The following is a 25949-nucleotide window of genomic DNA, read 5'->3' as shown; positions in this document are numbered from 1 at the left end:
TGACTAGTGTGACTGGGTGAACGCGCGCCGCCTGCTCCGCGAGCGGGTCCTCGCCTTCTTCGCGGTCGAGGACGACTGGGCCCGGCCGACGGGGCTGGGGCCCGTGGACGTCGTGGTCGGGCTGGTCACCTTCGCCTCGAGCGTGACGATGGTCGAGCTGCTCCGCTCGATGAACGCGTTCGAGCACACCCCCGGTCACTGGTGGGTGCACTGGGCAGTGATCGCCAGCGGCTGTCTGCTGCTGGTCTTCCGCCGGCGCTGGCCGCTCACCGTGCTGGTCCTCGCGGGGATCCACATGTTCCTGACGGGGGTGCTGCTGCCCGGCCTGATGGGCGCGATCCCCTTGCAGATCGTCTACTTCGCTGCGTTCTTCTCCGGCGCCGCCTGGGCACGGAGCCGCCGGCAGATGCTCGTGGTGGTCAGCGTGGTGCTCTTCGGCATGGCGGTGTGGATCGCCTGGCAGCTCTCGCTCAGCAATGCCTACGAGAACCTCATGGACGACCTCGGGCTGGAGGCCGACGAGCAGGTCGGACTGGTCGGCCCGGTCGTCGCTGCGGTCCTGACCACGGCGCTGGTCAACGCGCTGTACTTCGGAGGCGCCGTCATCGGCGGACAGGTGGCCTGGCGCAGCGCGCGTCAGCGCGGCCGGCTGGCCGAGCAGGCGGAGACGATCGCCCGCCAGGCCACCGAGCTGCGGGAGCGGGCCGTCCTCGACGAGCGGATCCGGATCGCACGGGAGCTGCACGACGTGGTCGCGCACCACGTGTCGGTGATCGGCATCCAGGCCGCCGCCGGCCGCCGGGTGCTGGGTCGCGACGACGCCGCCGTCGCGAGTGCGCTGTCGCAGGTCGAGCACTCCTCCCGCGACGCCGTGACCGAGATGCGGCGCCTCGTCGGCACGCTGCGGGCACCGAGCGGGCCGGCGGACGGTCCCGCCGACCGGGCGCCCGAGCCCGCCGTGGACCAGCTGCCCTCCCTGGCCGAGCATGCCGCTGGTCCGGGCCTGCAGGTCGGCTACGACCTGGTCGAGAACCCGGTCGGCGCCGCCGACTCGCTCCCCGGGCCGCTGGGAACCTCGTTGTACCGGATCGCCCAGGAGGCGCTCACCAACGTCCGTCGCCACTCGACCGCCGGCACCGCGCACCTCGCGCTGCGCGTCGACCGGGTCGCCACCCCTCCCTATGCCGAGATCGAGGTGACCGACGACGGTCGACCCCGCCAGGGCACGTCCGGGAGCGGGCTCGGCCTGCTCGGCGTACGCGAACGCGCCACGGCTCGCGGGGCCACCGTCGATGTCGGACCGCGGGCGGTCGGCGGGTACCGGGTCCGCGTGCGCTTCCCGCTGGAGGAGACGTGAGCACGCCGGTGCGGGTGCTGCTGGTCGACGACCAGCAGCTGGTGCGCTCGGGCTTCCGGCTCATCCTGTCCGTCGAGGACGACATGGAGGTCGTCGGTGAGGCGGCCGACGGCGCAGCTGCCGTCGCCCGGGCCCGCGCCCTGCGGCCGGACGTCGTGCTGATGGACGTGCAGATGCCCGGCACCGACGGGATCGAGGCCACCCGCCAGCTGGTCGCCGAGGGGCTGGGACCGGTCGTCATGCTGACCACGTTCGACCGCGACGACTACCTCTTCGACGCCCTGGACGCCGGCGCCACCGGGTTCCTGCTCAAGAACTCCGATCCCGACGCCCTGGTGGCCGCCGTCCGCGCCGCCGCCTCGGGCCACGCCCTGCTCGCCCCCGAGGTGACCCTGCGGGTGATCGAGCGGATGACCACGGCCGCGCCCGCCGACGACCCGGCGCGGCTCCCTCCCCCCGAGCTGGCACGGCTGACCGACCGTGAGCGCGAGGTGCTGCTCCTGCTCGGGCAGGGACTGAGCAACGCCGAGATCGCCGAGCGGCTCGTGCTCGGCGAAGCCACCGTGAAGACCTACGTGTCCGGGTGCCTGGCCAAGCTGCACCTGCGCGACCGGGTCCGCGCAGTGGTCTGGGTCCACCAGCACCACCTCCTCCCTGCGGAGGAGGACGGGACCGGCCGGGTTCCGCCCTCCGGCTGATCCGCGCGACCCGTCGTGGCCCCTAGCGTGGGGCCATGCTCGAGATCAGAGGACTGACCCGACGCTTCGGCGACCTCGTCGCCGTCGACGACGTCTCCTTCACCGTGCCCGCCGGCGGACTCACCGGCTTCGTCGGCGGCAACGGCGCAGGCAAGACGACCACCATGAGGATGGCGATGGGGGTCCTGGCCCACCACGCCGGAGAGGTCCGGTGGCAGGGGCGTCCCGTCGACGCCGCCGACCGGCGCCGTTTCGGGTACATGCCCGAGGAGCGCGGCCTCTACCCGAAGCAGCCGATCCTCGAACAGCTCGTCTACCTCGCCCGGCTGCGCGGCCTCCAGCCCGCCGCCGCACGTGGGGAGATCATCGAGCTGCTCGAACGCTTCGGCCTGGGCGAGCGGACCAAGGAGCCCCTGCAGAAGCTCTCCCTGGGCAACCAGCAGCGGGTCCAGATCGTGGCGGCGCTGGTCCCCCGACCCGACATGCTCATCCTCGACGAGCCCTTCTCCGGTCTCGACCCCCTCGCGATCGATGCGATGACCGACCTGCTCCGCGAGCGTGCCGCGAGCGGCGTCCCGGTGGTCTTCTCCTCCCACCAGCTGGACCTGGTGGACCAGCTCTGCGACCGGCTGGTCGTGATGGCCCGCGGCCGGGTGGTCGCCGAGGGCACCGCCGACGAGCTGCGGGCCGGCGCCCCGCTGCGCTACCGCATCCGGCTGGGAGCCGACGCCGGCTGGGTGCGCGAGCTGTCCGGGCTCCAGGTGGTCGACGTGTCCGGTCCCGAAGCCGTGCTCGACGTGCTGAGCGACGGTGCCGAGCAACAGCTCCTCGGACAGGCCGCTGCACGCGGACCGGTCCACGACTTCAGCCGGGTCGTCCCCCGGCTCAGCGAGATCTACCGCGAGGTGACGGCATGAGTGGCGAGACGACGAACCAGCAGACCCAGAAGCCTGAGAGGACCAGCCCGATCTGGGCGGTGGTCGCCGGTCGCGAGATCGGCGTGAAGCTCCGCGACCGCTCCTTCATCATCGGCTCCCTGATGACCCTGGCGATCCTGGTCGGCCTGATCGGTCTCCAGGCGTGGCTGGACAGCAGGACGAGCTCGTACGACGTCGTCACCAGCAGTCCCCAGGCCGCCGCGCTGGTCGAGCGGCTCGTGGAGGACGCGCCCGGGATCGACGAGGACGTCGAGATCACCGCCCTCACCGAGGACGACGACGCCGCAGCCCGCGCCGCCGTCGACGACGAGTCGGCCGACGCGTGGGTCACCCAGGACGCCGAGGGCATCTGGACCCTGGTCACCCGCGAGTCCGCTCCGGACGCGTTGCGCTCGGTGGTGGAGACGACGGTGCAGGCCGAGGTGCTGGCCAGGAATGCCGACGCGGCGGGGACGAGTGTCGATGAGCTGACCGCAGGCACCGAACTCGCGGTGCGTCAGCTCGACGGCGACGAACAGCTCTCCGAGCTGCGCGACTTCCTCGGGTTCGCCCTCGCCTTCATGTTCTACCTCGCCTCGATCATCTTCGGCATGACGTTGGCCCAGAGCGTCACCGAGGAGAAGCAGTCCCGGATCGTGGAGATGATCGCGGCCGCCGTACCCCTGCGACAGCTGCTGGCCGGCAAGGTCATCGGCAACACCGCACTGGCGGTCGGGCAGCTGACGGTGTACGTCGCCGTCGGGATGCTCGGGCTGAGCCTGACCGACTACGGCTCGTTCATCCCCGGCCTCACCGGTGACCTGGTGTGGTTCCTGGCCTTCTTCCTGGTCGGCTTCCTCGCCCTGGCCTGCCTGTGGGCCGTGGCCGGCGCGCTCGCCAGCCGCAACGAGGACCTCCAGTCCACCGCCACCCCGGTGACGATGCTGCTGCTCGCCGTCTTCCTCGGCTCGGCCTTCCTCGAGGGACGGGCCGAGACGATCGGATCGTTCGTCCCGCCCCTGTCAGCGGTGGCGATGCCGGTGCGACTGATCAACGGCGAGGCCCAGTGGTGGGAGGCCGTGGTCGCACTGGGCCTGCTCCTCGCCCTTGCCGCAGCCCTGGTCCTCGTGGCCGAACGGATCTACCGCCGGGCGCTCATGCAGAGCGGTGGCCAGCTCTCGATGCGGCAGGCCTGGCGTCTCGAGGAGTGACCAGGGACGCGCCTCAGCTGTCGGAGGTCGCGCTGCGTCGCACGAGCAGGAGCCCGAGTCCGAAGGCGAGCACACCGAGCAGGCCGAGCGCCATCAGGTCCATGACGTAGTGCGCGCCACCGCTCTCGGCGATCCAGTCCGCCTTGTCGGTGTCGGCGAAGCCGTCGGCGAGCTGGATCGCCGAGGCCGAGGCGGCATAGCCCCAGCGTGACGGGGAGAGCCAGGCGATCTGCTCCAGACCGACCCGGCCGGCGATCTCGAACAGCGCGCCCGAGAGCACCAGCTGCAGCATCACCAGGCCGACCAGGGCGGGCATCGTCTGCTCGCTGCTCGTGACGAGGGCCGAGAGCGCGAGCCCGATCACGACCATGGTGAAGGACAACAGGGCGATGGCGATGGCGACGCGGAACGTGCCGAGCTGGCCGTCCGCACCGGGCAGTCCGACCGTCGCGAGGAAGGTGACGACCAGGCCCTGCACGAAGGCGGCGCTGCCGAGGACCAGCACCTTGCTCGTGAAGTAGACGCCGGGCGAGAGGCCGACGGCGTACTCACGCTGGAAGATCGGTCTCTCGCCGACGAGCTCACGGATCGCCAGGGCCGTGCCCATCAGGCAGGCGGCCACGATGAGGACCGTCACACGTTGCTGCGCCTCCCCGACCCGGCCGGCCGCCTCGGCGACCGAGATGCCGGCGCTGCCGGGCACGACCCGGCTCAGCCCGCCCAGGATCAGGGGCAGCAGGACGAGCATGCCGAGCAGGAGTCGGTCGGCCAGGACGACCGCGAGGTTGCGCTTCACCAGCGTGGACAGCTGGCGCGAGACCGACTGGCGCGGGGGCGCCGGCACCGCGGCGCCGTAGGACTGCTGCGGCAGCTGCCCGGTCGAGGACGCGTGCTGGGGCGCCGGGATGCGCTGCCACAGGTCGGCGTCGTCCAGCAGGTCGAAGACCTCGGGGTAGTTGGTCTTGCCGAAGTGCGCCAGCACGTTGTCCGGAGGGCCGAAGTAGGCGATCTTGCCGCCCGGGGCCAGCACGAGCACGTTGTCGCAGACGTCGAGAGCGAGGACCGAGTGGGTCACCACCATCACCACCCGGCCGTCGTCGGCGAGGCTTCGCAGCTGGCGCATGACCTCGAGGTCGAGGCCGGGGTCGAGGCCGGACGTCGGCTCGTCGAGGAACAGCAGCGGCGGTGCGGTGAGCAGCTCGGTCGCGATCGAGACACGCTTGCGCTGGCCGCCGGAGAGCTGGGTGCCGATCCGGTTCTCCATGCGCTCGGTGAGCTGGAGCTGGTTGGCGACGTGGTTGACGCGGGCGTCCCACTCCTGCGCCGTGGTGTCCGGGGGCAGACGCAGCTGGGCGGCGAAACGCAGCCCCTGCTTGACCTTCAGCTGCGGGTGCAGGATGTCCTGCTGCGGGACGAGACCGATCTGGAAGCGCAGCTGGTCGTAGTGCTGGTAGAGGTCGTGGCCCTGCCAGATCACGCGGCCGTGGCTGGCCGGCTTGAGCCCGGTGAGCGCGCCGAGCAGGGTCGACTTGCCTGCGCCCGAGGGCCCGATGACGGCCGTCAGGCTGCGCGGCTCGAGCTTGAAGGAGATGTTCTCGATCAGACGCTTGCCGCCACCGACCACCTGGGTGAGGCCGTCGGCGTACAACGTGAACTCGTGGGCGGTGGAGGAGGCGACGAGCTGGTGGCCGTCCCAGCGGAAGGTCTGGTTGCCGAAGATGATCTCGGAGCCCACCGGCAGCTGGACAGCGCCCTGCACCCGGTGGCCGTTGACGAAGGTGCCGTTGAAGGAGCCGAGGTCGTGGAGGACGGCGAGGCTGGTCGCCGTGGGTGGGTCGAGGCGCGCGTGCCGACGGCTGACCAGTGCGTCGTCGAGCACGATGTCGTTGTCGTGGTCGCGACCGATGCCGAGCGAGCGGCCGGACTGCACCTGCTGCGGGAGCACCACCGAGTGGCCGTGCGGCAACTGGCCCGGCGGCAGCACCCCGACCGGACGCCAGGCGTCGGCCGGTGCGCCGCTGGCGGGCAGCTGCGGCGGCGGCAGGTTCTTCCAGAACTCGCCGCCGAGGGGCGCCTGGGGCTGAGGCGGCTGGGGGGCCGGGACCGGCCGGGACGAGTGGGGCGCTGCCTGCGGGCGCGGGGGCGCTGCCGGCACTCCCCCGCCGGGACCCTGGGCGGCGAGCACCGTCACGACGACGGCCTCGCCGGTCGGGCCACCGAGGTGGAGGCTGACAGGCGCTCCGGTCAGCGGGAGGCGGGTGATCCGCTGCCCGGCGACGAAGGTCCCGTTGCTGCTGGCATCCACGACCACCCACATGCCGTCCTCGACCTGGAGGAAGGCGTGGTGCCGCGACGCACGGGCATCGGCGACGGGGACGTCACAGTCGAGCTCACGTCCCACGACGACGCGAGGACCTTCGAACGTCCGGGTCGTTCCTGACCACTGCACCTGGAGTCGGTCCACGACGCGAAACCCTAGTCGATGCTCGCTCAGCGGCGCCTGAGGACCACGACCGTGGTGGTCATGCTCGACACGAGCAGGCAGCCGATCAGGACGTAGAGCCCGATCCACGGCACCGACGTCATGTCCGCGCTCTCGACCGGTGCGGCGCTCGGCGCGGCCACCAGCGTCGCCTGCGGCTCCGCGGCGGGGGCGGCCCCCTCAGCGCCCTGGGCCGGGGCCTCGCGCGGCCCGGCCGCCAGGGTGCCGGTGGTCGTGTCCTGTGCTCCCGGCGTGACCGCGCCGGTGGCACCGGTGGTGGTGCCGGCGCCGACCTGGCCGCCACTCGAGGAGCCCGAGCCCGATCCGGTCGACCCCGAGCCCGTCGAGCCCGAGCCCATGCTGGCCGCGGTCACGGTGAATCCGGGGCTCTTGCGGGTGAAGCCCTTGAGCCCGGCATCGGTCTGCTCGGAGGCCAGGAACCGGAGGTGGTGCGGTCCGGGCGCCAGGCCCGCCGGCAGGGTGAAGGAACCGCTGACCGACCCGTTGGCCCCGATCTTCTGCTGGTGGTAGACGCACGCACCGAACGGCGGCGAGGCGCAGAACTTCTCGTCGTCGATCTTGATGAAGAGGGTCTCCCCTGCCGGGAAGCCACCGACCTGGAACCGGATGGTCCCGCCGACCGGCACCGACGGAGTCGGGATCGACGAGGAGGTGCCGGGCGTGTTCGGGCTGGCGCCGCCGCCCGGGATGGCCGACGCGGTCGCGCCGAGACCGATCACGAGCAGGAGCAGGGCGCCGAGAGCCAGCAGGACGCTGGTACGACGGGGCTTCGTGGACATCAAGGAGCGACCTTTCGGGAGGGACGGCCCGCGCCGAGCGCAGCGGCCGTGCCGAGGAGCGAGAGCACTCCGACGCCGGAGAGCCCGAAGTTGAGCAGGGTGGTGGCGCCGATTCCCTCGTCGCTCACCCGGGGGGACGCAGCAGGCGCACCGGAGGCCCCGGCCGGAACAGCAGCGGTGGGCGTGTCCGCGCCGGCACCCGTCCAGCCGATGAGCGCTCCGTCCGCGCCCTGGAGGGCGAGCTTGAACCGGGCGGTGCCGAGAGCACTCACGTCGACCCGGAACTGTCCACTGGCGTCGAGCTGGGCCCAGCCGAGGGCGACGTCACCGGCGGCGTCGTACAGACGGACGTGGACCCACTCACCGAGGCCACCGCCCGGCACGGTGATGAGCAGCTCGGTGCCCTCGAGCACGCTGCTCACCTCGCCTGCGTTGTCGGAGTGCAGTTCCTCCATCGAGGCGACCGGAGCGGCAGGTGTCGTCGGCGGCGCCGTCGCGGCAGCAGGAGCCGGGACACCGGCGGCCACCGGCGTGAACCCGCTGGAGGTGGTGCCGCCCGATCCGGACGAGCCGCCGGACGAGCCCGTCGATCCGGTGCCCGATCCGGAGGACCCGGTGGCCGTGACGACCAGCGGTGCCCAGCCGAGCAGTCGACCGACCTCACCCTGGTTGCCGGACTGGACGGTCAGCTTGTTGGAGCCGACAGGGAGTGTGATGCCCGCGAGCGGGGCGGTGACGACTCCGCCGGCGCCCACCCGGAACCACTTCGTGCCGCCCCACAGCGCCCGCGGCGCGCCGCTGGAGTAGACGTCGAGGTGCACCCAGTCGCCCCTGACCGTGCCGGGCACGGTGACGGCGAGGGAGGTCGCGCTGCGGACGACCTCGACGCCGCCCTTCGTGGCGGCGGTGAGCTCGTCGTCGCCCAGGGGCGTCGGTGCGCCGCTCGGCGAGTAGGCGCCGACCGTGAAGTCGACGCGCAGGCTCCGACCGACGTCACCGGGCTTGAGGCTCCCGGTCAGGAGGTTGAGCCAGTGGCCGCCCTCTCCGAAGGCCTTGCCGGCCTCGTCCCTGGACGTGGCGAGAGTGCCGTCGGGCAGCGTGATCTCGGTGTCGAAGGAGCCCGTTGCCGGGTCCGGGTCGATGATCGCCCAGATCGTCGCGTTGTCGCCGAGGATCCCGGCGACACGTGAGTGCGCGCCCTGGTCGAGCTTGATCGCGATCCTCGACGCACCCTCGGAGGGGTGGCACCAACCGGTGCCGGTGAGGCGGACCTTGCCACCCAGCTCGGCCGTCGGTGAACCGATCTCGACCGTGGCGTTGGTGTCGGCGCACGTGTTGGACGGCTCGCTCACCGAGAACTCGACGACGACGGACCGCGGGGTGTCCCCGCTCCTGAGTCCGCCGCTGAGCAGGCGGACCAGGTGGGTCTCCCCCGGGAGCCAGTCGGTCGAGGAGTTCAGCAGGCTCGGGAACGGGATGTCGATGCGCCAGTCGCCGGAGGCGTTGGCCAGCACCGCGCCCTGCACGGTCTTGTCGGCGAAGCTGCCGCCGTTGACCGGGTCGGCGACGACCCGGTTGGTCTGGACGCCAGGGTTGCCCGGAGCAGCGTCGAGCTTCGCCACGACACCCGACCCCGAGCCGTCGGGGTGCTTCCAGCCCGTCCCCTCGACCCGGATGGTGCTGCCGAAGACGACCGCCGTCGGGCCGGAGTAGCCGGCGCCGTCCGGTGTCGTGTGGTCGGCGGCGTACGCCGGGGAGCCCAGCGCGAGCAGGGCCGAGGGCAGCAGGAGCAGCGAGGCCACCAGCCCCCTGCCACACGTGCGGGACGTGCGGGACGTGCGGGACGCGTGCGTGGTCCGGATCATCGGGCGAGCTCTCTTTCGATGTTCTCGACGAGACGACGCATCAGCAACGGCCCGCCGGTCGAGGTCCACAGCGAACCGTCGACGGGGATGATCGCGTCGTCCTGGTAGGCCGTGAGTGAGGTGAAGCCGGGCACCTTGACCGCTTCGGCCAGTGCCTGGCGGGCAGCGTCCAGTCCGGTGCCGCCACCCGCGGAGGGGTTGCTGACGCTGGATCCACCGAGGGTCCCGAAGAACATCCGGTCGGCGTCGATGTCGGCGAGGTTCTCCAGCGAGATCGGGCTGGAGTGGCCGCGACCGCGCTTGTCCTGGCTCGGCGGACGTGCCAGACCGAGGTCCTCCAGCGCGACGCCGGCGGGGAGCTCCTTGAGGATCAGCGACGGCGCGCCACCCTGCCACCGCACGACGGAGAAGGTGTCGTTCGCGACATCGGTCAGCGCTGCCTTGACCCGGGTCACCTCGGCGTCGTACTCCGCGATGACCTCCCGACCCTTCTCCGCGAGGTTGAGCGCGTCGGCCGTGAGCGCGAGGTTCTCACGCCAGTCACCTCCGGCGTGGCCGGTGACGACCAACGGCGCGATCCGTTCGAGTGCCTCGATCGCCGGCGGGTTGTTGTTGATGCTCGTCTCGTCGACGAGGATGAGGTCCGGCCGCGCGTCCCCGATCTCCTCGAAGTTCGGCTGTGCGACACCACCGAGCAACGGGATGTCGCCCGCGAGATCGACCAGGTAGCCGGGAGCTCCGGCCTGGCCACGACCGCTGACCGTGCCCACCGGCGTGACGCCGAGCGCGAGTGCTCCGTCGAGGGTGGGCTCGCTGAGGGTGACGACGCGCTCGGGCGTCACGGGGATCTCGACCGTCTCGCCGCGGACATCGGTGATCGACCGGGTGGGCCCGTCGATCGCTGCACGATCCGAGCCGCACGCGGAGAGAAGGGTGCCCAGGAGCGCGGCTACGGCCAGCGCCGCCGCGCCCCTGGACAGCTGCTTCGAGCTCACGAGGTCACTTGACCTTCTTCGCCGCAGCGGTGGAGCTGGCCGTGGTGTAGCCGGTCCGGCTGACGGTGACCTTGACCGAGACGCTGCGCGACCTGTCCGCCCTCACGAGCTTGTAGCTCGCCTTGGTCGCACCCTTGATCGCCTTGCCGTTGCGCAGCCACTGGTACTTCACGGTCAGGCCCGCGACAGACCACCGGCCTGCGGTGGTCTTGACGGTCCTGCCGACCTTGAAGGTGCCGGACGTGGCCGCCCGGGTCTTGTTGCTGATCACGCCGAGAGCGACGGTCCGGGCCACCGACGTCGCCTGGACGACGTCCTCACCCAGGGTCGCGGTGACCCGCACCGACAGGGTCTTCTTCGCGTCGGCGGCGGTCGCGACATAGCTCGAGGACTTCGCGTTGGTGATCGCGACGCCGCTGCGCAGCCACTGGTAGGTCAGCGTGACGCCCGGCTTGTTGGCCGTCACGGACGAGGTGCTGCGCACCCCCACGCGGGGTGTGCCGGCGTAGGTCGGAGCCTTCGAGAACGCGAGCGGCTGCTCGACGACGGTGAACGGCAGAGCGATCGAACGCGACGGCGCCTCGGGGATGCCCGAGCCGCAGGCCGTACCGGCCAGGACGTTGAGCGTGTGCGCACCGGTGCTGAGGCCGGCCGGCAGGTTGACGGTCGCGGTGCCGTCGCCGGCGACGCTGGTCACGACGCACGGCTCGATCGTCGGGCTCGAGGAGTAGTTCGGGAACGGCGCAGCGTCGAGCAGCAGCGCGACCTTCTGGCCACCGCCGGCCTTGGTGTAGCCCGCCAGGTCCACCGACAGCGTGCCGCCGGCGACGTGGGTGGTGCTGCTGATCGTCGCGGTCGCGACCTTGAACGGCGCCGGGAAGTTGCCTGCCCAGCCGCCGACCGGGAAGCCCGGGTCGGACGGGAGGACCGCGCCGCAGTCGGTACCGACCAGCGCATTGAGGGTGTGGCCGCCGGCAGTGAGGCTGTCGACCTGCGTCGGCAGCTGGATCACGAAGTCACCGTCGCCCTCGGCGTCGGTCTGCTTGCACTGGAGGTCCGCGACGCCGTCGACGACGATGTCGGCCGAGTCGATCTTGAACGCGATCTTCTGGGCGCCACCGCCGTTGCGCTTGAAGTTGCGCACCTTGACGGCCAGGGACTTGTTGTTGTTCGAGCCCGGCGTGTGCGCGATCGAGGTGACCTCGATGAAGCGCTCGTCAGGTCGCAGGACCGTGACGGAGGGCTGGATGCCGATGGGCGTGAGCACCTTGCCCGGGCTGGTGGTGCTCAGCGAGCCGCCCAGGAAGTTCAGCACGACGGTGCCCGGGTTGTCGGCGTTCCAGCTGGCCGGGATGGTCAGGGTGCCGTCGAACTCGCCGTTCACGATCTCGAAGGCGGCGTAGCCGCCCGAGCCGCCGCTGGTGGGCAGGGTGGAGGGGTCGATGTTGGACGGGCCGCCGGCCACCCAGGGGAACCCGGTGGCGGCGAAGTCGTCACCGTTGACCTTGACGGCCAGCACGGGGTTGCCCGGAAGCGCCGCCGTACCCGGGTCGGTCGCGAAGCCCTCCCCCGAGATGGTGATGGTGTCGCCCGGGTGGAAGTGGTCGTCACTGAGGGTGATCTTCGCGTTCACCCCGCCGTTGGTGACCACGGGCGTGACGAGCGCCTGGGCAGGGGGCGACAACGGCACCAGGGCCGCTGCGGCGAGGGCGACGCCGAGCGCCGCCCCGATCAGTCCGCGTGTGCGGGCAGGCCTGTACTGGATGGTCATGGGTCTTCCTCGATCCGACTCGTCGCGTGGTCCACGTCGCCAGGGCCGTCCCGAGTCCCCGTGTCGCAGTGCAGGTAAGGCTACCCTGCTCTTCATCAGATGAATAACTTGCGTCCAGCCCAAGGATCGGCTTAAGGTCTGATAAAGATTAGGCTTACCTAATCATCATCTGCTGAATCGGGCAACCAGTCCGCGGCAGGACAGCCGGCACGATTCCGAGCGTGCCGACGAGGAAAGGGACGAAATGAAGGTCAACTCAACGGCCACGACGCGGTGGAGGCACCGCGGCCTGACCGCTGTCACCGGCTTCGCGCTGGTTGCCGCGCCTCTCGCGCTGGCCCCGCAGCCGGCCCAGGCCGAGGGCGAGGAGGAGTCGGGCTGGAGCTACCAGGTCGAGTCCGTCGACACCCCGATCTCGCAGGGCTACCAGTCCGCCTTCGACCCGGTGAACCGGAAGTTCTACCGGACCGACGCCCAGGCGCGCAGCGACGTCCGCTTCCGCGAGACCGTCTACGACAGCAACGAGCAGGAGATCGGCTGGAAGTGGGGCTACTCCACCACCGGCGGTGCCGCCAAGCTGGTCGAGGTCGACGCGAAGACCAAGACGGTCAGCAAGCAGTTCGACTACACCAACCTGACCCGCCTCAACGGTGGCCGCGAGAACCAGGCCCAGAGCTGGGCCGGCATCGCCTGGTCCCCCAACGGCCAGGGCCAGCAGTCGCAGAGCTCGCTGCGGACCCACTTCTCCCCCAACGGTCTGGCGATCGACCCGAGCGCCGACCCGACGTTCGTCTCGGTGCACGTGCGCCAGCAGATGACCGGCAACGACATCACCCAGACCAACGGCGGCGCCAACTACGGCTACGGCGGCGGCATCGTGATCTTCAACAAGTCGCAGGGTGCGCCGACCGACGCCGACCGCCTCTGGAAGCTGGCCGACGGCAGCCCGATCCTCGACAACGCCCGCCAGGTCGCGGTCAACACCGTCACCAACAAGGCGTACGTCGCCTCGATGGGCGCCAAGAACGGCAACGCCAACCGTCCCGGGCACCTCACCGTGATCGACCTGGCCACCAAGACCGTCGAGGCCCGGATCGCGCTCCCGCTGCGTGACGGTGCGTTCAACCAGGTCAGCGGCGACCTCACGGCCGGCCAGAACTACGGCGCGCTCGACGTCACCATCGACGAGGAGAACGAGATCGCCTACACCGGCCTGATCGTCTCCAACGGCGGCGGCGGCACCTTCAAGGTCCCGGTCATCGCGGTCGACGTCTCGGACGCCAACCTGGTCAAGGACGGCGGCGCGGACCTGCACGCCAACGACGCCAAGGTCGACGTGCTCCCCGCGACCGTCACCCACAACGCCCGCCCGGTGTTCGACGCCGACACCAAGCGCATCTACGTCGCGTCGTACTCCAACCAGACGGTCGAGGGCCAGGCCAACGGCCAGATCTCGGTCGTGGACGGCGACACCTCCTCGGCCACCTACGGCACCGTGATCGACAGCGTCCAGGCGAACTACATCAACTCGGTCGCCGTCGACTCCGAGCGTGGCATCGTCTACGCCGCCGACAACTCGGCCAACGTCGTGCGTGCCTACGACGCCGACACCCTCGAGCCGCTCATCGCCGTCCCCGGAAGCGGTCGCGTCAACGACGTCGCCGTCGACGAGGTCACCGGTGAGGTCTGGGTCGGCATGTTCTCCTTCTCCGGCACCTCGGCCGCGACGACCGACGTGTTCCGGATCTTCGAGCCCGGTGTCGAGCCGCACGGCAACGATGCGGTCGAGTTCGAGGTCGCCAACACCACCTCCTCCTACGGAACCGCGGGCAGGACCACGGTCCTGGTCACCGACGAGGACGGCCGCGAGGCCACCGGCAACCTGACCATCAGCGGCGCAGGTGCTGCGCAGACGGTCAAGCTCAAGCGCGGCGAGGCGACCTTCACCCTGCCGTCCACGCTGGCGGCGAAGGCCTACGCGTTGACCTTCAGCTACGGCGGCAACAGCCAGCTCACCGCGGCGGGAACGACGGCGACCCACACGGTCGCCAAGGCGGCGACGAGGACGACCGTCAAGGTCGCCACCGTCCCGACCTCCAAGAAGGCCGGCAAGGTCACGGTCACCACCTCGCCGAAGGCGAGCGGCAAGATCACGATCGTGCTCACCAAGGGCTCGAGCAGGAAGACCATCATCTCCGCGCTGCCGTCCGCCGGCACGCGATCGGTGGCCGTGCCCAAGCTCGCCAAGGGCACCTGGAAGATCACGGTGACCTACGCCGGAGGCGCCAACCACAAGGCATCCACCGGCACCACCACGGTGAAGGTCGTCAAGTGACCTGAGCTGTGTCGTCGCGGCGGGCCCCTCCTCGAGGAGGGGCCCGTCGTGCATTTCTAGTGAACCAGTGTGGTCACGCACCACCTCCGGGCTGCGGTTTGGTCCCAAACCGCAGCAATTCCTGCAGTTTCCGCCCAAACGACGAAACGAAGGCAGGGACTACGTCCGGCTGTCCGAGCTGCTCCCGAAGGCCCATCCGACGGCGTCCGCGACGGCGCCACGCCACCAGGCGTAGTCATGGCCGCCGTTGTGGTCGACCTCGGCGAGGTCGACGCCCACCGCGCGCAGCCGTACCGCCAGCTCACGGTGAGGCGGCGCCAGGACCCACTCCTGACGCCCGTGGGCCAGGTGGATCCGCGGCGGGGTGCGCTCCCCCGGCCGTCCGCCCGGGAGGTCGCCGGTCAGGTCAGCGGTCAGGTCGTCGAGCCAGAGCGAGGCGGACTGGCTCAGCGCGATCCCGCACAGCTCGGGGTGGCGCAGCGCCATCCGCAGTGCGGTGAGGCCGCCGAGGCTCTGCCCGACGATGGCCACCCGGTCCGGCGAGGGCAGCCAGCCACGGGCGGCGAGGTCCGGCGCCAGGTGCTCGGCCAGGTAGGTGACGGCGGCGTCCGCTCCGTCGCCGGCACCGAGGTCGGCCCACCGCGCGTCCCGGCCGCCGGAGGGCAGGAACACCGCCCGGAGCGGGGGCACGACGCCATCGGCGACCAGGTTGTCGAGGGTCACCGACAGCGACTGGACCGACGTCCAGACCTCACCGTCGGGCACCAGCAGCAGCGGGGCCGGGCCACTCACCCCCGGCGACTCGTAGGTCAGCAACGTCCGATCGAGCGGGCCGGTCGTGGTCGTCACGATTCCGGCAGGCACGTGGGGTCGTTCCTCCAGCCAGGGTTGACCGGGCGCCTGCGGCAGTGCCGCCACGGACTGCACGACACCCGCCCGGTTGCGACACGTCTGCGGGTTGCGCGGATCGGGATGCCCGTGGTCGAGCGCCGTGCGGATCGAGACCTGGTCGCCCTCCTGCTCCCACGGGGGCCGGAGGTCGTCGCGGCCCTGCACCAGCAAGGAGTACGACGCCCGCCAGTCCGGTTCCATCAGGTAGCCCACGTGCCACAGGTTCGTGCCGGGAACCCGCTCGAGGAGGCTGTCCTGCAGCCGGGTCTCGTCAGTGAGCCGGTTGGCGAAGAGCAGGACCTGTCGGGCGTCGGGGTCGCGCCAGCAGAAGGTGACGAGCAGTCGCCCGCCGACGCCGACGTCCTCCACCAGCGGCAGCTGCACCCCGGACCACCACTGGTCGACGGCGACCGCCGGGTCCGCTGCCGCGCGGATCCGCGCGATCGTCGGCGACTCACCCCGCTCGACGGGCTCGGGCCGCGGGACCTTCGGCGGCTGGCGGCGCGACGTCATGGGGTCCGCCCTGACCGATGGGTCACGACCGCCGGGATCACCAGGGGCGTGCCGCTGAGCGGATCCTCGAGGATCTGGCACGGGAGGTCGTAGACGGACTCGATCAGCTCGGCGGTGACGATGGTCCGGGGGTCGCCCTCGGCGACGATCGCGCCCTTCGACATGACGACCAGGTGGTCGGCGTACCGGAAGGCGAGGTTGAGCTCGTGGAGCACCGTGACCACGGTGCGCCCGGACCTGCTGAGCCGGCGGGCGAGCTCGAGGACCTCGACCTGGTGGGCGATGTCGAGGTAGGTCGTCGGCTCGTCGAGGAGCAGCAGCCCGGTCTCCTGGGCCAGCACCATGGCCAACCAGACCCGCTGCCGCTGACCTCCGGACAGCTCGTTGACGTCACGGTCGGCGAGCTCGCCGACGTCAGCGGCGGCCATCGCCGAGGCGACGGCGACCTCGTCGGCCCTCGACCACTGCCGCAGCAGGCTCTGGTGCGGGTAGCGGCCGCGGGCGACCAGGTCGGCCACGCTCAGGCCGTCGGGCACGGTCGGCGACTGCGGCAGGAGTCCGAGCTGGCGAGCCAGCTCCTTGGCGCCGTAGGCGGACAGGGGACGGTCGTCGAGCAGGACCGTGCCGGCCGACTCCGGGGTCAGCCGGGCGAGCGCGCGCAGCAGGGTGGACTTCCCACAGGCGTTCGGGCCGACGATCACCGTCATCTGCTGGTCCGGGATCCGTACGTCGAGCCCGTCGATCACCGACCGGTCGCCGTACCTGACCGCGATGCCGTCTGCCCGCAGGCGGGCGTGGACCTCAGCCATGTTGCTTCCTCCACTCCCCTGCCAGCAGCAGGACCAGGTAGATGCCGCCGACCGCACCGGTCACGACGCCGACCGCGAGCTCGGTCGGGGCGAAGAGCTGTTGACCCACCAGGTCACTGGTGACGACGAGCAGTGCGCCCACCAGCCCCGAGGACGCCATGCCCGGGGTGGCCAGACCGCCGAGCCGCCGCGCCACCTGGGGGGCCGCGAGCGCGACGAAGGCCAGTGGACCGGTGACGGCGATCGCGACCGAGACGAGGGCCACCGCCACCACCACGGATCCGTTGCGCACCCGCCGGACCCGGACGCCGGCGCCTGAGGCGAGGTCGTCACCGAGCGCGAGCATGCCGAGCGGGCGGGCCAGCAGCGCCGCCGGGACGAGCAGCAGCGCCACGAAGATCGCGAGCAGGACCGTGCGCGGCCAGAGCACGGCGTTGAGGGAGCCGGCAGTCCACTGCGCTGCGGTCTGCGCGGCGCTCAGGGAGGCACGCACGATCAGCAACGAGTTGACGGCGGCGAGCACGGCACCGACCCCGATGCCGACCAGGACCAGCCGGTTGCCGGTCAGGCCGGACCTGCGGGTCAGGCCGAGCACCACGGCCGCCGTACCGAAGCCGCCGACGAGGGCGCCCAGCGAGACCGCGTCCGTGTCACCGCCCAGCAGCAGGATCTGGACGAGCGCGCCGGTGGCGGCGCCGGTCGTGAAGCCGATGATGTCGGGGCTGCCCAGCGGGTTGCCCGTGACGTTCTGGAAGATCGAGCCGGCCACCCCCAGGGCGATGCCGACCAGGATCGCCGCCGTCACACGAGGGGCGCGCATCTCCTGGACGTAGTAGATGCCGAGGCCGTCGTCGCCGCGACCGACCACGGCGGCGAGCGTGTCTCCCAGCGTCATCGTGTAGTCGCCGATCAGCAGGCTGCACGTCGAGACGACGAGCAGCACCACGACGACGACGGTGCTCGCCACCACGGCCCGCGCCGGGATCCGGAGCAGCACCGGGCCGCGACCCACCAGCAGGTGCTTCACAGGGCCGCCACCTTGCGGCGCGACACCATGACGACGAAGACCGGGGCACCGATCAGGGCGGCGACGATGCCGACCTCGATCTCGGCCTCGGGCAGCACGACCCGGGCGAGGGTGTCGGCCGACATCAGCCAGGCCGGTCCGAGCAGCAGGCACAGTCCGGTGATCCACCGCTGGTCCGGTCCGACCAGGGCGCGGGCGATCAGCGGGACGCCGAGGCCGACGAAGCCGATCGGTCCGACCGCCGCCGTGGCAGCACCGGCCAGCAGGGTGACCGCGATCATGGCGCCGGCGCGGGCGCGGGCGATCCGGACCCCGAGGCCCTGCGCCGTCTCGTCGCCGAGGGCCAGGGCGTTGAGTGCCGGCCCGAGCAGGAGCGCCAGCAGCACGCCGATCGCCAGGAACGGTCCGACGGCACTCAGTACCGACCAGCCGCGCCCCTGCAGGGAGCCGACAACCCAGAAACGCAGCTCGTTGAAGACCACCTGGTCCAGCAGCATGACCGTCTGCACGATCGCGGTGAGGGCGGCGCTGACGGCGATCCCGGCGAGTGCCAGCCGCGCGGGACTGGCCCGGGCGCGTCCCGTCCCGGCCAGCACGTAGACCGACACGGCGGCGATCGCGGCGCCGGCGAAGGCAAACCAGAGGTAGAACCAGATCCCGGAGACCCCGGCGACCGCGACGGCGACGACCACGGCGAGGGTGGCCCCGGCGTTGATCCCGAGGATCCCGGGGTCGGCGAGCGGGTTGCGGGTCAGCGACTGCATCAGCGCTCCCGCGAGGCCGAGCGCGGCACCGACGATGCCCGCGACGACGGTGCGGGGAACCCGCTGGTCGTGGACGACGCCGGACTCGATGCTGCCGTCGGGGTGGAGCAGGTGGTGCCAGACCCGGTCCAGCGCGATGTCGTTGGAGCCGAAGGAGATGCTCAGCAGGACCGCGAGGACCAGAGCCAGCAGACTGACGAGGAGCGCAAGGGCCGGGCGCCGCTGGGCGGCGCGCTCGACAGGGGCAGGTGACGACACATTCGGCTTTCCGGAACGGGGTGCAGGACCACCGTCGGACCGCTGCGAACCAAGCACACCCTAACATTCATCGGATGATGTGCCGCGGTGAGGTCGGGCGAGATCAGCCGTCGGTGAGGCTGAGGTCCCGGCACGCGTGCGCGGCCGCCAGCCGGCCCGCCTCGTCCCGCTCGCCGTCGCGGATCGCGGCGAGCAGGCCGGCGTGCTCCTCGTGCCGCTGGTCGGCCCCCTGACCGATCCGCAATGCTCCCTGGTCGATGCCCTGGCGCAGTGCCGACATCAGCCCCGAGTAGAGCTCGGCGAGCAACAGGTTGCCCGCGAGGTCGACGAGCACCGCGTGGAACTGCCCGGGCGTCCGGCCGCGCTCGGCGTCATCGGTCCCGGCCAGGTCGGCCTCGTGGGCCGCCTGCAGGCGGGAGACCCCGTCGGCGTCCGCCCGCACTGACGCGAGCTGGGCCGCCTCGATCTCCAACGCCCGGCGTACGTCGAGGATGTCCTCCCACGCGTGGTCCGCGGCGAAGTCGGCCACCACGCCACGCACCGGATTGAGGGAGCGCACGAAGGTGCCGCGTCCGGGTGCCGGCTCGAGCATCCCGAGGTGGGCCAGGCTGCGGACGGCCTCGCGCACCGTGCTGCGTCCGACGCCCAGCTCCTGGGCGAGCTCGACCTCGGTGGGGATCCGGCCGTTGACCGGCCAGCGCCCCGAGGTGATGTCAGCCTGCAGCCGTCGCACCGTCTCGCGCGCACGCTCGCTTCCCATCGACACCGGGCAAGTGTAGGGATCCGCGACCGATCACTGCAGCAGGGACGCGAGCGTGGCGCCGACCACCTCGACGCCCGGACTCCGGACGAGGTCCCCGTGGGCGGCGGCAACGGGATGGGCGCGCACCTCCCCCTTCGTGTACGACGACCAGCCGGTCGCGTCGAGCCAGGTCTCCGCACGCGGGGCGGTGGCCACCACCACGTCGACGTCGCCGTCCAGGACCGGGTGCTGCGAGCTCCGCACCAGCCTCGACGCGGCGACGACACTGGCGATGCACCCGGTGAGCACCTCCGGGGGGAGCTCCGCGAGCGCCGATCCCCCGGCCCGCAGCGTCTGGGCCACCACCTCACGGTCGATCGGTGTGCCCTCGGGCAGGAGTCCCTCGACTCCGCCCAGCCGCAGGATCCCGCGGAGAGCCTCCTCCTCGGTGGGGGTGGCGAGGTGCTGCCACTGGTCGGAGGGGTAGGCGTCGATGAGCAGCACGGCACCGACGTCCTGGCCCTCACTGCGGGCGAGGGCGGCGACCGCGTGGGCGGCCATCCCGCCGAGCGACCAGCCCGCGACGTGGAACCGGCCGCGACCGACGCGTTCCCGGATCACGGCGAGCTGACGCGCCGCGAGCGCGACGAGGTCGGCGTCGAGGACGGGCGTGCCGCCGTCGATGCCCGGGACCTGGAGGGCATGGACCTCCTGGTCGGTCGGCAGCGAGCGGAGCAGCCCGGCGTAGCACCAGCCGAGCCCACCGGCGGGCGGGAGCAGGAAGAGCGGGGCGCGGTCGGTGCCGCGCGCCCGGCGCAGGGTCAGCACCGGCTCGAGGCCGGTGGTCACGGGGCCGCCGCTCGTCAGCGCTGCGGCGAGCCCGGCCGGTGTGGGCGCCTCGAAGACGGTCGCGAGACCGACCTCGGAGCCGAGGTCGTCGTCGATCCGGGCGAGGAGGCGCAGGACGCCGAGGGAGTCACCGCCGTGGGCGAAGAAGTCGGCCTCGGGGCCGACCCGATCGACTCCCAGCACCTCCCCGAACAGCACGCACAGCCGCTCCTCCAGCAGGCTGCCGGGAGCCTCGGCGTCGGCGTCGGTCAGGGTCAGCGGCGCGATCCGCGCCAGCCGCGCCCGGTCGGTCTTGCCACTGGCGCCGAGGGGCATCTGGTCGACCGGCAGGACGTGGCTCGGCAGCCACGAGTCCGGCAGGTGCTCGGCCGCGCGACGGCGCAGTCGTTCCGCGCCCGTGCGGTCGTCGACACCGTCGTCGGGGACGAACCACACGACCAGGCGGCCGTCGACCACTCCGGCGGCGACGGCCGCGACGCCCTCCGTCCCGGCCACGACGGCCTCGATCTCGCCCAGCTCGATCCGTTGCCCACGGACCTTGACCTGGTCGTCCGTGCGACCGAGGTACCGCAGCGCTCCGTCGGTGCGCCACGCGACGAGGTCTCCGGTCCGGTACAGCCGCCGGCGGCCCCCGGGAAGGTCGAGCTCGACGAACCGCTCGGCGGTGAGGTCCGGCCTGCCGACGTAGCAGTCGGCCAGCTGGACGCCGCCGAGCCACAGCTCGCCGACGACACCGATCGGGACGGGACGACCCGCGGGGTCGAGCACGTGGCAGGTGGTGTTGTCGATCGGCCGGCCGATCGGCACCGGACCGGTGTCGTCGGCCGCACACTCCCACACGGTGACGTCCACCGCGGCCTCGGTCGGACCGTAGAGATTGGTCGGCGTCACGCCGAACCACCTCACGCACCCGTCCACGAGGTCGGGCGTCAGTGCTTCCCCGCTGCAGACGACGGCGCGCACCTGCGCGCCGCGCACCCGCTCCCGGCTGACCCGGTCCGCGAGGAAGGCCCGCAGCATCGAGGGAACGAAGTGCAGGACGTCGACACCGCCGTCGACGACCAGGTCGGCCAGCTGACGGGGGTCCCGGTGGGCTCCCGGATCGGCAATCACCACACACCCACCAACCTGCAGCGGCCAGAACAGCTCCCACACGGAGACGTCGAAGGAGATCGGCGTCTTGTGGAGGACCCGCTCCCCCGGCCGGAGGTCGAAGTGCCGCTGCATCCACGCCAGCCGGTTGTCGATCGCCGCGTGGCCGACCTGCACGCCCTTGGGGCGACCCGTTGAGCCCGAGGTGAACAGGAGGTACGCCGCACCCGAGGGGTCGTCGTGGACGCTCGTGTCCTGCGGATCGACCGGCTCCACCAGGGCGTCCGGGTCGTCGACCACCACGCGCACCTCGGCGTCCTCGAGCATCATCGCGGTCCGCTGGGCGGGAAGGTCGGGGTCGAGCGGCAGGTAGACCGCACCGAGGAGCTGCACCGCGTGGACCGTCTCGTAGAGGCCGAGGCCGCGCGGCAGCGCGACGCCCACCACGTCGCCGACACCGACACCCCGGGCGCGGAGGCCGGCAGCGATCTGCCGGGCCCGGGTCAGGAGCTCGCCGTAGGTGCGGGTCTGCTCGCCGTGGATCAGCGCCGGCGCGTCCGGCATCAGCCGGGCCAGGTCGACGAAGCGTCGGCCCAGCGTGTGCGGGACGTGCTCGCGGGCGGTGCGGTTGAAGCCTTCCAGCACCGCCCGCTCGGTCGGTGTGACCAGCGGCAGGTCCGCGATCCGGCTGTCCGGGTCCGCACCGGCCACGGTCACCAGCCACGCGGTGAGGCGCGCGGCGTGCGCCGAGATCTCCCCGGCGTCGTACAGCTGCGGGTGGGCGTCGATCTCGAGACGTACGGCGCGGCCGCGCCCCGGTGCGCCTCGCAGCCCGATCGTCATGTCCTCGACCGGTCCGGCGGTGAGGTTGCGGATCGTGCCGCGGACTCCTCCCAGCGCCAGCTCGAGGTCGAACGGGATGACGTTGAGCTGAGCACCGAACAGCTGGGTGCCGGGCCGGGACCGGGCCAGGCTGCGCTGGAGTCGCTCCTGCCGGAGGAAGGGGTGGGCTCGGATGGCGCGCTGCTCCTCCGATGTCGCCCGCAGGGTGTCGGCCAGGGATCCGTCGGCGGGAACCGTCACCGGCAGCACGTTCATCGCGGTGCACACCGTGCGTGCCGCGGCGAGCTGCCCGACGCCCGGCAGGGCACGGTTCATCAGCGGCAGTCCGATCCGCGTCGCCGGGAGCCCGGCCATCCGTGCGAGGTAGGCCCCGATGGCTGCGGTGACCAGGTCGGGCCAGGCGACCCCGAGCCGGCGCGCGCCCCGGACGATCGCGGCCTGCACCTCCTCGTCGAGCACGGCGACCTCCCGCAGGGCGCGCGCCGCGGGGGCGGCCTGCCTGCCGGCGAGGGCGACTGCGCCGGCGGGCGTGGACAGGTCAGCCAGTCGCGCGTCCCAGGCAGCGAGGGCCGCTGTGTCGTCGCGGGCGCGGTCCTCGGCCACCACCTCCGCGAGGGAGGCGATCTCCTCGGCCGACGCCACCTCACCGAGGAGGACGGCGTCGTGGTGCGCGGCGATCCGGCGCAGCAGCTGCTGGGCACCGAAACCGTCGGCGATCACGTGGTGCGCCGCGTGGTACCACCAGCAGCGCCCGTCCGGAAGCCTCAGCAGCGCCGACCTGACCAGCCCCGCAGCCGCCCGGTCAGTCGCCTGGTCGCCGATCAGCGTGAACGGCACCGCGACGTCGGCGTCCAGCCACGCCTGCGCGGCGGCGTCGTCGGCGACGTCCACGACCGGCAGGGGTACGGCGGGCGCAGGCCCCACCCGCTGCCGGGGTCCCTCGGGGGTGAGTGCCAGCTCGACGCGGACCTGCTCGAACTCGGCGTAGGCACGCTCGTGGGCCGTGCGGAGCGCTCCGGCATCGATGGGCCCGACCAGCTCGACGACCTCCGCGGTCGTGCAGCAGGGGTTGTCCGGCGCGAGCTGGTGGGCGAAGAGCAGTCCCTCCTGCGCAGCCGCGAGGGGCAGCCACTCCTCGCCGGGCGTGGGCGTCGGCCCGACCATCAGTGGGCGACGGCGAGCGCCTGCTCGCGGAGGAACCCGATCGTCGGTCGGCGGGTGAACGCACCGAAGTCGACGTCGACACCCGCATCGGCGAGCACGTCGAGGACCTCGAAGGCACGCAGGGAGTCGAGGCCGAGCGTGAACAGGTCGGTCTCGGCGTCCGTGAACGTCAGGGCAGCCATCTCCTCGCCGAGGTGGAGGACCAGCTCGGCCCGGACCAGGTCGTCGATGCCTGTGCCGACTCCGGTGTCGGGGCCTCGGCGGCTCCCGACCGTGGCCGCCTCGAAGACGCTCACGACGGCATCGGCGCCGACGACCACCCCGCAGCAGCTGGCGATCTGGCGCAACGCCAGGGCGTGCTCCTCGGGACCGAAGTCCGCCACCGCATCGCCGACGACGAACGGGTGGACCTCGCGCTGGAAGGCCTCCATGGCCGTGGCCGCGATGCCGATGTGGGCGTAGACGCCGGTGATCACGAGCTGGTCGCGGCCCTGGGCGGCGAGCTCGGCTGCCAGCTCGTTGCCCGCGAAGGCGCTGTAGCGGTGCTTGACGAGGACCCGCTCGCCCGGCGCCGGCGCGACCGCCTCGATGATGTCGGTGTGCTCGGGGACCGCCTGCATGCCCGGCCCCCAGAGGTCGCGCTGGAGTCCGCGCGCCTGCTGGTCCTGGTTGCCCCGCTGGGCCGTGTAGTAGACCGGGATCCCCGCGCCGCGGGCTGCCCGCAGGATCTGCGCCGTACGCCGGACGGTCTGCAGGAAGGCAGCGCAGTCCGGGGCGTAGGGCCGCGTGAAGTAGAGCTGGAGGTCGTGCACCAGCACCGCTGCCCGGTCGGGCGACAGCTCCCAGCCGGCACGGCTGGCCGGGAAGTCGGCCAGGTCGGGGGTGGCGTAGTCGATCGACGGGGGCAGGGACATCTCAGCTCTCCTGGAGGCGGGTGACGAGCAGCTGGCGCAGCTCTCGGCGGCTGTTCTTGCCGACGGGAGTGACCGGGAAGGTGTCGAGGAACTCGAACTGGTCCGGCAGCTTGTAGGTGGCCAGACCGGCGGCACGGAGGTGGTCGGCGAGCTCGCGGGCGAGCTCCTGGCCGGCCCGCTCCTCGCGCTCGGTCCGGACCACCACGCAGATCCGCTCGCCGAGGTAGGGATCGGGCAGGCCGAGGGCGACCGCGTCGAGCACCTCGGGGTGCGCGAGCAGCGGCCCCTCGATCTCCTCGGTGGCGACCTTCTCGCCACCCCGGTTGATCTGGTCCTTCACGCGGCCGGTGACCACCAGGTGCCCGGTCGGCAGTCGTCGTACGAGGTCGCCGGTGCGGTAGAAGCCGTCGGCGGTGAAGGCATCGGTCTCGACGCCGTAGTAGCCGCGGATCGTGTACGGCCCCCGGGTCAGCAGCGCGCCCTCGGCGCCGGGCGCGACCTCGGCCTCGTCGGGACTGTCCGGGTCGACCACGCGGATCTCGTCGTCGGGGCTGATCGGTCGGCCCTGGGTGGTGAGCGCGAGCTCGTCCGGGTCGTCGAGGCGGGTGTAGTTGACCAGGCCCTCGGCCATGCCGAACACCTGCTGCACGCGGGCGCCCAGCACCGGACCGATCTCGGTGGCGACCGCATCGGAGAGCCGTGCCCCACCGACCTGGATCACCTCGAGGCTGGACAGGTCCGGCATCCGGCGGCGTGCGGAGGAGATCCACGCCTGGGCGAGCGGCGGCACCAGCGACGTCAGCGTCACCCGCTCGTCGGCGATCAGCCGGAACGAGGTCCGCGGGCTCGGATCGCGCGCCAGCACGACGGTGCCGCCGGTGTGCAGCGCACCGAGGATCCCGGGCGAGCTCATCGCGAAGTTGTGGGCGGCCGGGAGCACCACCAGCAGGACGGACTCCTCGTCCAGTCCGCAGATCTCCGCCGAGGCACGCACGGAGTAGAGGTAGTCGGCGTGGGTGCGCGGGATCAGCTTGGCCACGCCGGTCGTGCCCCCGGACAGCTGGAGGAGCGCGACCGATCCGGCGCCGGCGCTGGTGCGGACCTGCCCGCCCGGCGTGTCCGGCGGGCCCGGCGATCCGGACCAGCCCTGCACGTCGATCACGGCAGGCGGGACCAGCCCGCGACCGCGCAGGTCCGCCGCCACCCGCTCCACCAGCGCGAGCTGGTCGTGCCCGTCGGTGTCCCCGCTGACCACCACCGCCGCGGCGTCGGCGATCGCGCAGAACTGGGACAGCTCGTGCTCGCGGTGGGCCGGCTGCGCGAAGACCGGCACGACTCCCATCCGGAAGCAACCGAGCACGACGACGACGAGCTCGATCACGTTCGGGAGGGCGAGCACCACCCGGTCGCCGGGTACGACGCCCGCCGCACCGAGTCGCGCCGATGCCACGCTCGCGGCGTCGGCCAGCGCCGCGTAGGTCAGGCGGTGCGGACGGCCGTGGGCGTCGACGCCGACCAGAGCCGTGCGTCCGGCGAAACGGGTCGTGCGATCGGCAACGAAGTCTGCGAAGGTCTCGTCGATCCAGTAGCCCTGCGCCCGATAGTGCGCAGCAAGGTCCTCGGGGGGAGCGGCCACAGGTGCGAGTGGTGAC

The 25949-nt window shown here is 72.1% G+C and carries 18 protein-coding genes; 5 read left to right on the top strand and 13 right to left on the bottom strand.

All coding sequences use genetic code 11. The annotated features are described in order from the left end of the window. Positions 1-16 precede the first annotated feature (16 nt). Genes ASE01_RS09990 through ASE01_RS09975 form a run of 4 tightly spaced genes read left to right on the top strand, consistent with a single transcriptional unit; the run spans position 17 to position 4183 of the window. The gene (locus ASE01_RS09990) at positions 17-1357 is read left to right on the top strand and encodes a sensor histidine kinase (protein ID WP_056750437.1); all 1341 of its coding nucleotides are present in this window, start codon (positions 17-19) and stop codon (positions 1355-1357) included. Beyond that, a complete protein-coding gene (locus tag ASE01_RS09985) occupies positions 1354-2055 on the top strand; it encodes a response regulator (RefSeq protein ID WP_056750434.1) in 702 nt (233 codons plus the stop codon). Before ASE01_RS09990 ends, ASE01_RS09985 begins: the two co-directional genes overlap by 4 nt. Positions 2056-2090: 35 nt before the next feature. Further along, a complete protein-coding gene (locus ASE01_RS09980) occupies positions 2091-2972 on the top strand; it encodes an ABC transporter ATP-binding protein (protein WP_056750432.1) in 882 nt (293 codons plus the stop codon). Beyond that, positions 2969-4183, top strand: coding sequence for an ABC transporter permease (locus ASE01_RS09975; RefSeq protein WP_056750429.1), 1215 nt, complete (start codon positions 2969-2971; stop codon positions 4181-4183). Before ASE01_RS09980 ends, ASE01_RS09975 begins: the two co-directional genes overlap by 4 nt. Positions 4184-4196: 13 nt before the next feature. On the opposite strand, the gene ASE01_RS09970 is transcribed toward ASE01_RS09975, so the two are convergent. The 5 genes from ASE01_RS09970 to ASE01_RS09950 are packed head-to-tail and all read right to left on the bottom strand — an operon-like array spanning position 4197 to position 12096. After that, complete coding sequence (locus tag ASE01_RS09970) at positions 4197-6647, bottom strand: FHA domain-containing protein (protein ID WP_056750428.1); 2451 nt, start codon at positions 6645-6647, stop codon at positions 4197-4199. 26 nt (positions 6648-6673) lie between these two features. Further along, positions 6674-7465 (bottom strand): hypothetical protein, encoded by a 792-nt coding sequence (locus ASE01_RS09965; RefSeq protein ID WP_056750426.1) that lies wholly within the window; start codon positions 7463-7465, stop codon positions 6674-6676. Beyond that, positions 7465-9267: a hypothetical protein gene (locus ASE01_RS09960; protein ID WP_056750423.1), complete on the bottom strand. Its 1803-nt coding sequence runs from the start codon at positions 9265-9267 to the stop codon at positions 7465-7467. Before ASE01_RS09960 ends, ASE01_RS09965 begins: the two co-directional genes overlap by 1 nt. Before the next feature lie 59 nt (positions 9268-9326). Continuing rightward, complete coding sequence (locus ASE01_RS09955) at positions 9327-10325, bottom strand: iron-siderophore ABC transporter substrate-binding protein (RefSeq protein ID WP_056750418.1); 999 nt, start codon at positions 10323-10325, stop codon at positions 9327-9329. A gap of 4 nt (positions 10326-10329) precedes the next feature. Continuing rightward, positions 10330-12096 (bottom strand): hypothetical protein, encoded by a 1767-nt coding sequence (locus ASE01_RS09950; RefSeq protein WP_056750415.1) that lies wholly within the window; start codon positions 12094-12096, stop codon positions 10330-10332. Between the two features lie 244 nt (positions 12097-12340). Here ASE01_RS09950 and ASE01_RS09945 point away from each other — a divergent pair, with 244 nt between their 5' ends. Beyond that, positions 12341-14431: a hypothetical protein gene (locus ASE01_RS09945; RefSeq protein ID WP_056750412.1), complete on the top strand. Its 2091-nt coding sequence runs from the start codon at positions 12341-12343 to the stop codon at positions 14429-14431. 159 nt (positions 14432-14590) lie between these two features. On the opposite strand, the gene ASE01_RS09940 is transcribed toward ASE01_RS09945, so the two are convergent. The 8 genes from ASE01_RS09940 to ASE01_RS09905 all read right to left on the bottom strand — a co-directional run bounded on the left by ASE01_RS09940 (position 14591) and on the right by ASE01_RS09905 (position 25933). Next, on the bottom strand, positions 14591-15835 hold the full coding sequence (locus ASE01_RS09940; RefSeq protein WP_056750409.1) for an enterochelin esterase domain-containing protein: 1245 nt from the start codon (positions 15833-15835) through the stop codon (positions 14591-14593). Then, a complete protein-coding gene (locus ASE01_RS09935; protein WP_056750406.1) occupies positions 15832-16644 on the bottom strand; it encodes an ABC transporter ATP-binding protein in 813 nt (270 codons plus the stop codon). Before ASE01_RS09935 ends, ASE01_RS09940 begins: the two co-directional genes overlap by 4 nt. After that, complete coding sequence (locus ASE01_RS09930) at positions 16637-17671, bottom strand: FecCD family ABC transporter permease (protein WP_082605974.1); 1035 nt, start codon at positions 17669-17671, stop codon at positions 16637-16639. The genes ASE01_RS09935 and ASE01_RS09930 overlap by 8 nt, the downstream gene beginning before the upstream one ends. After that, positions 17668-18693, bottom strand: a complete 1026-nt coding sequence (locus ASE01_RS09925; RefSeq protein WP_056750403.1) for a FecCD family ABC transporter permease — start codon at positions 18691-18693, stop codon at positions 17668-17670. The genes ASE01_RS09930 and ASE01_RS09925 overlap by 4 nt, the downstream gene beginning before the upstream one ends. 103 nt (positions 18694-18796) lie before the next feature. Then, positions 18797-19453: a FadR/GntR family transcriptional regulator gene (locus ASE01_RS09920; RefSeq protein ID WP_235535972.1), complete on the bottom strand. Its 657-nt coding sequence runs from the start codon at positions 19451-19453 to the stop codon at positions 18797-18799. Positions 19454-19486: 33 nt separating this feature from the next. After that, on the bottom strand, positions 19487-23383 hold the full coding sequence (locus ASE01_RS09915; RefSeq protein WP_056750393.1) for a non-ribosomal peptide synthetase: 3897 nt from the start codon (positions 23381-23383) through the stop codon (positions 19487-19489). After that, positions 23383-24297 carry an isochorismatase family protein gene (locus tag ASE01_RS09910; RefSeq protein WP_157537243.1) on the bottom strand — a complete coding sequence of 305 codons (915 nt, stop codon included), beginning with the start codon at positions 24295-24297 and terminating at the stop codon, positions 23383-23385. Before ASE01_RS09910 ends, ASE01_RS09915 begins: the two co-directional genes overlap by 1 nt. Position 24298: 1 nt before the next feature. After that, positions 24299-25933 carry a (2,3-dihydroxybenzoyl)adenylate synthase gene (locus ASE01_RS09905; protein WP_235535942.1) on the bottom strand — a complete coding sequence of 545 codons (1635 nt, stop codon included), beginning with the start codon at positions 25931-25933 and terminating at the stop codon, positions 24299-24301. Positions 25934-25949: the final 16 nt, after the last annotated feature.

This window comes from Nocardioides sp. Root190, assembly GCF_001428565.1.
In the GTDB taxonomy this organism is placed as follows: domain Bacteria; phylum Actinomycetota; class Actinomycetes; order Propionibacteriales; family Nocardioidaceae; genus Nocardioides.
This window is presented reverse-complemented; position numbering and strand designations above follow the sequence as displayed.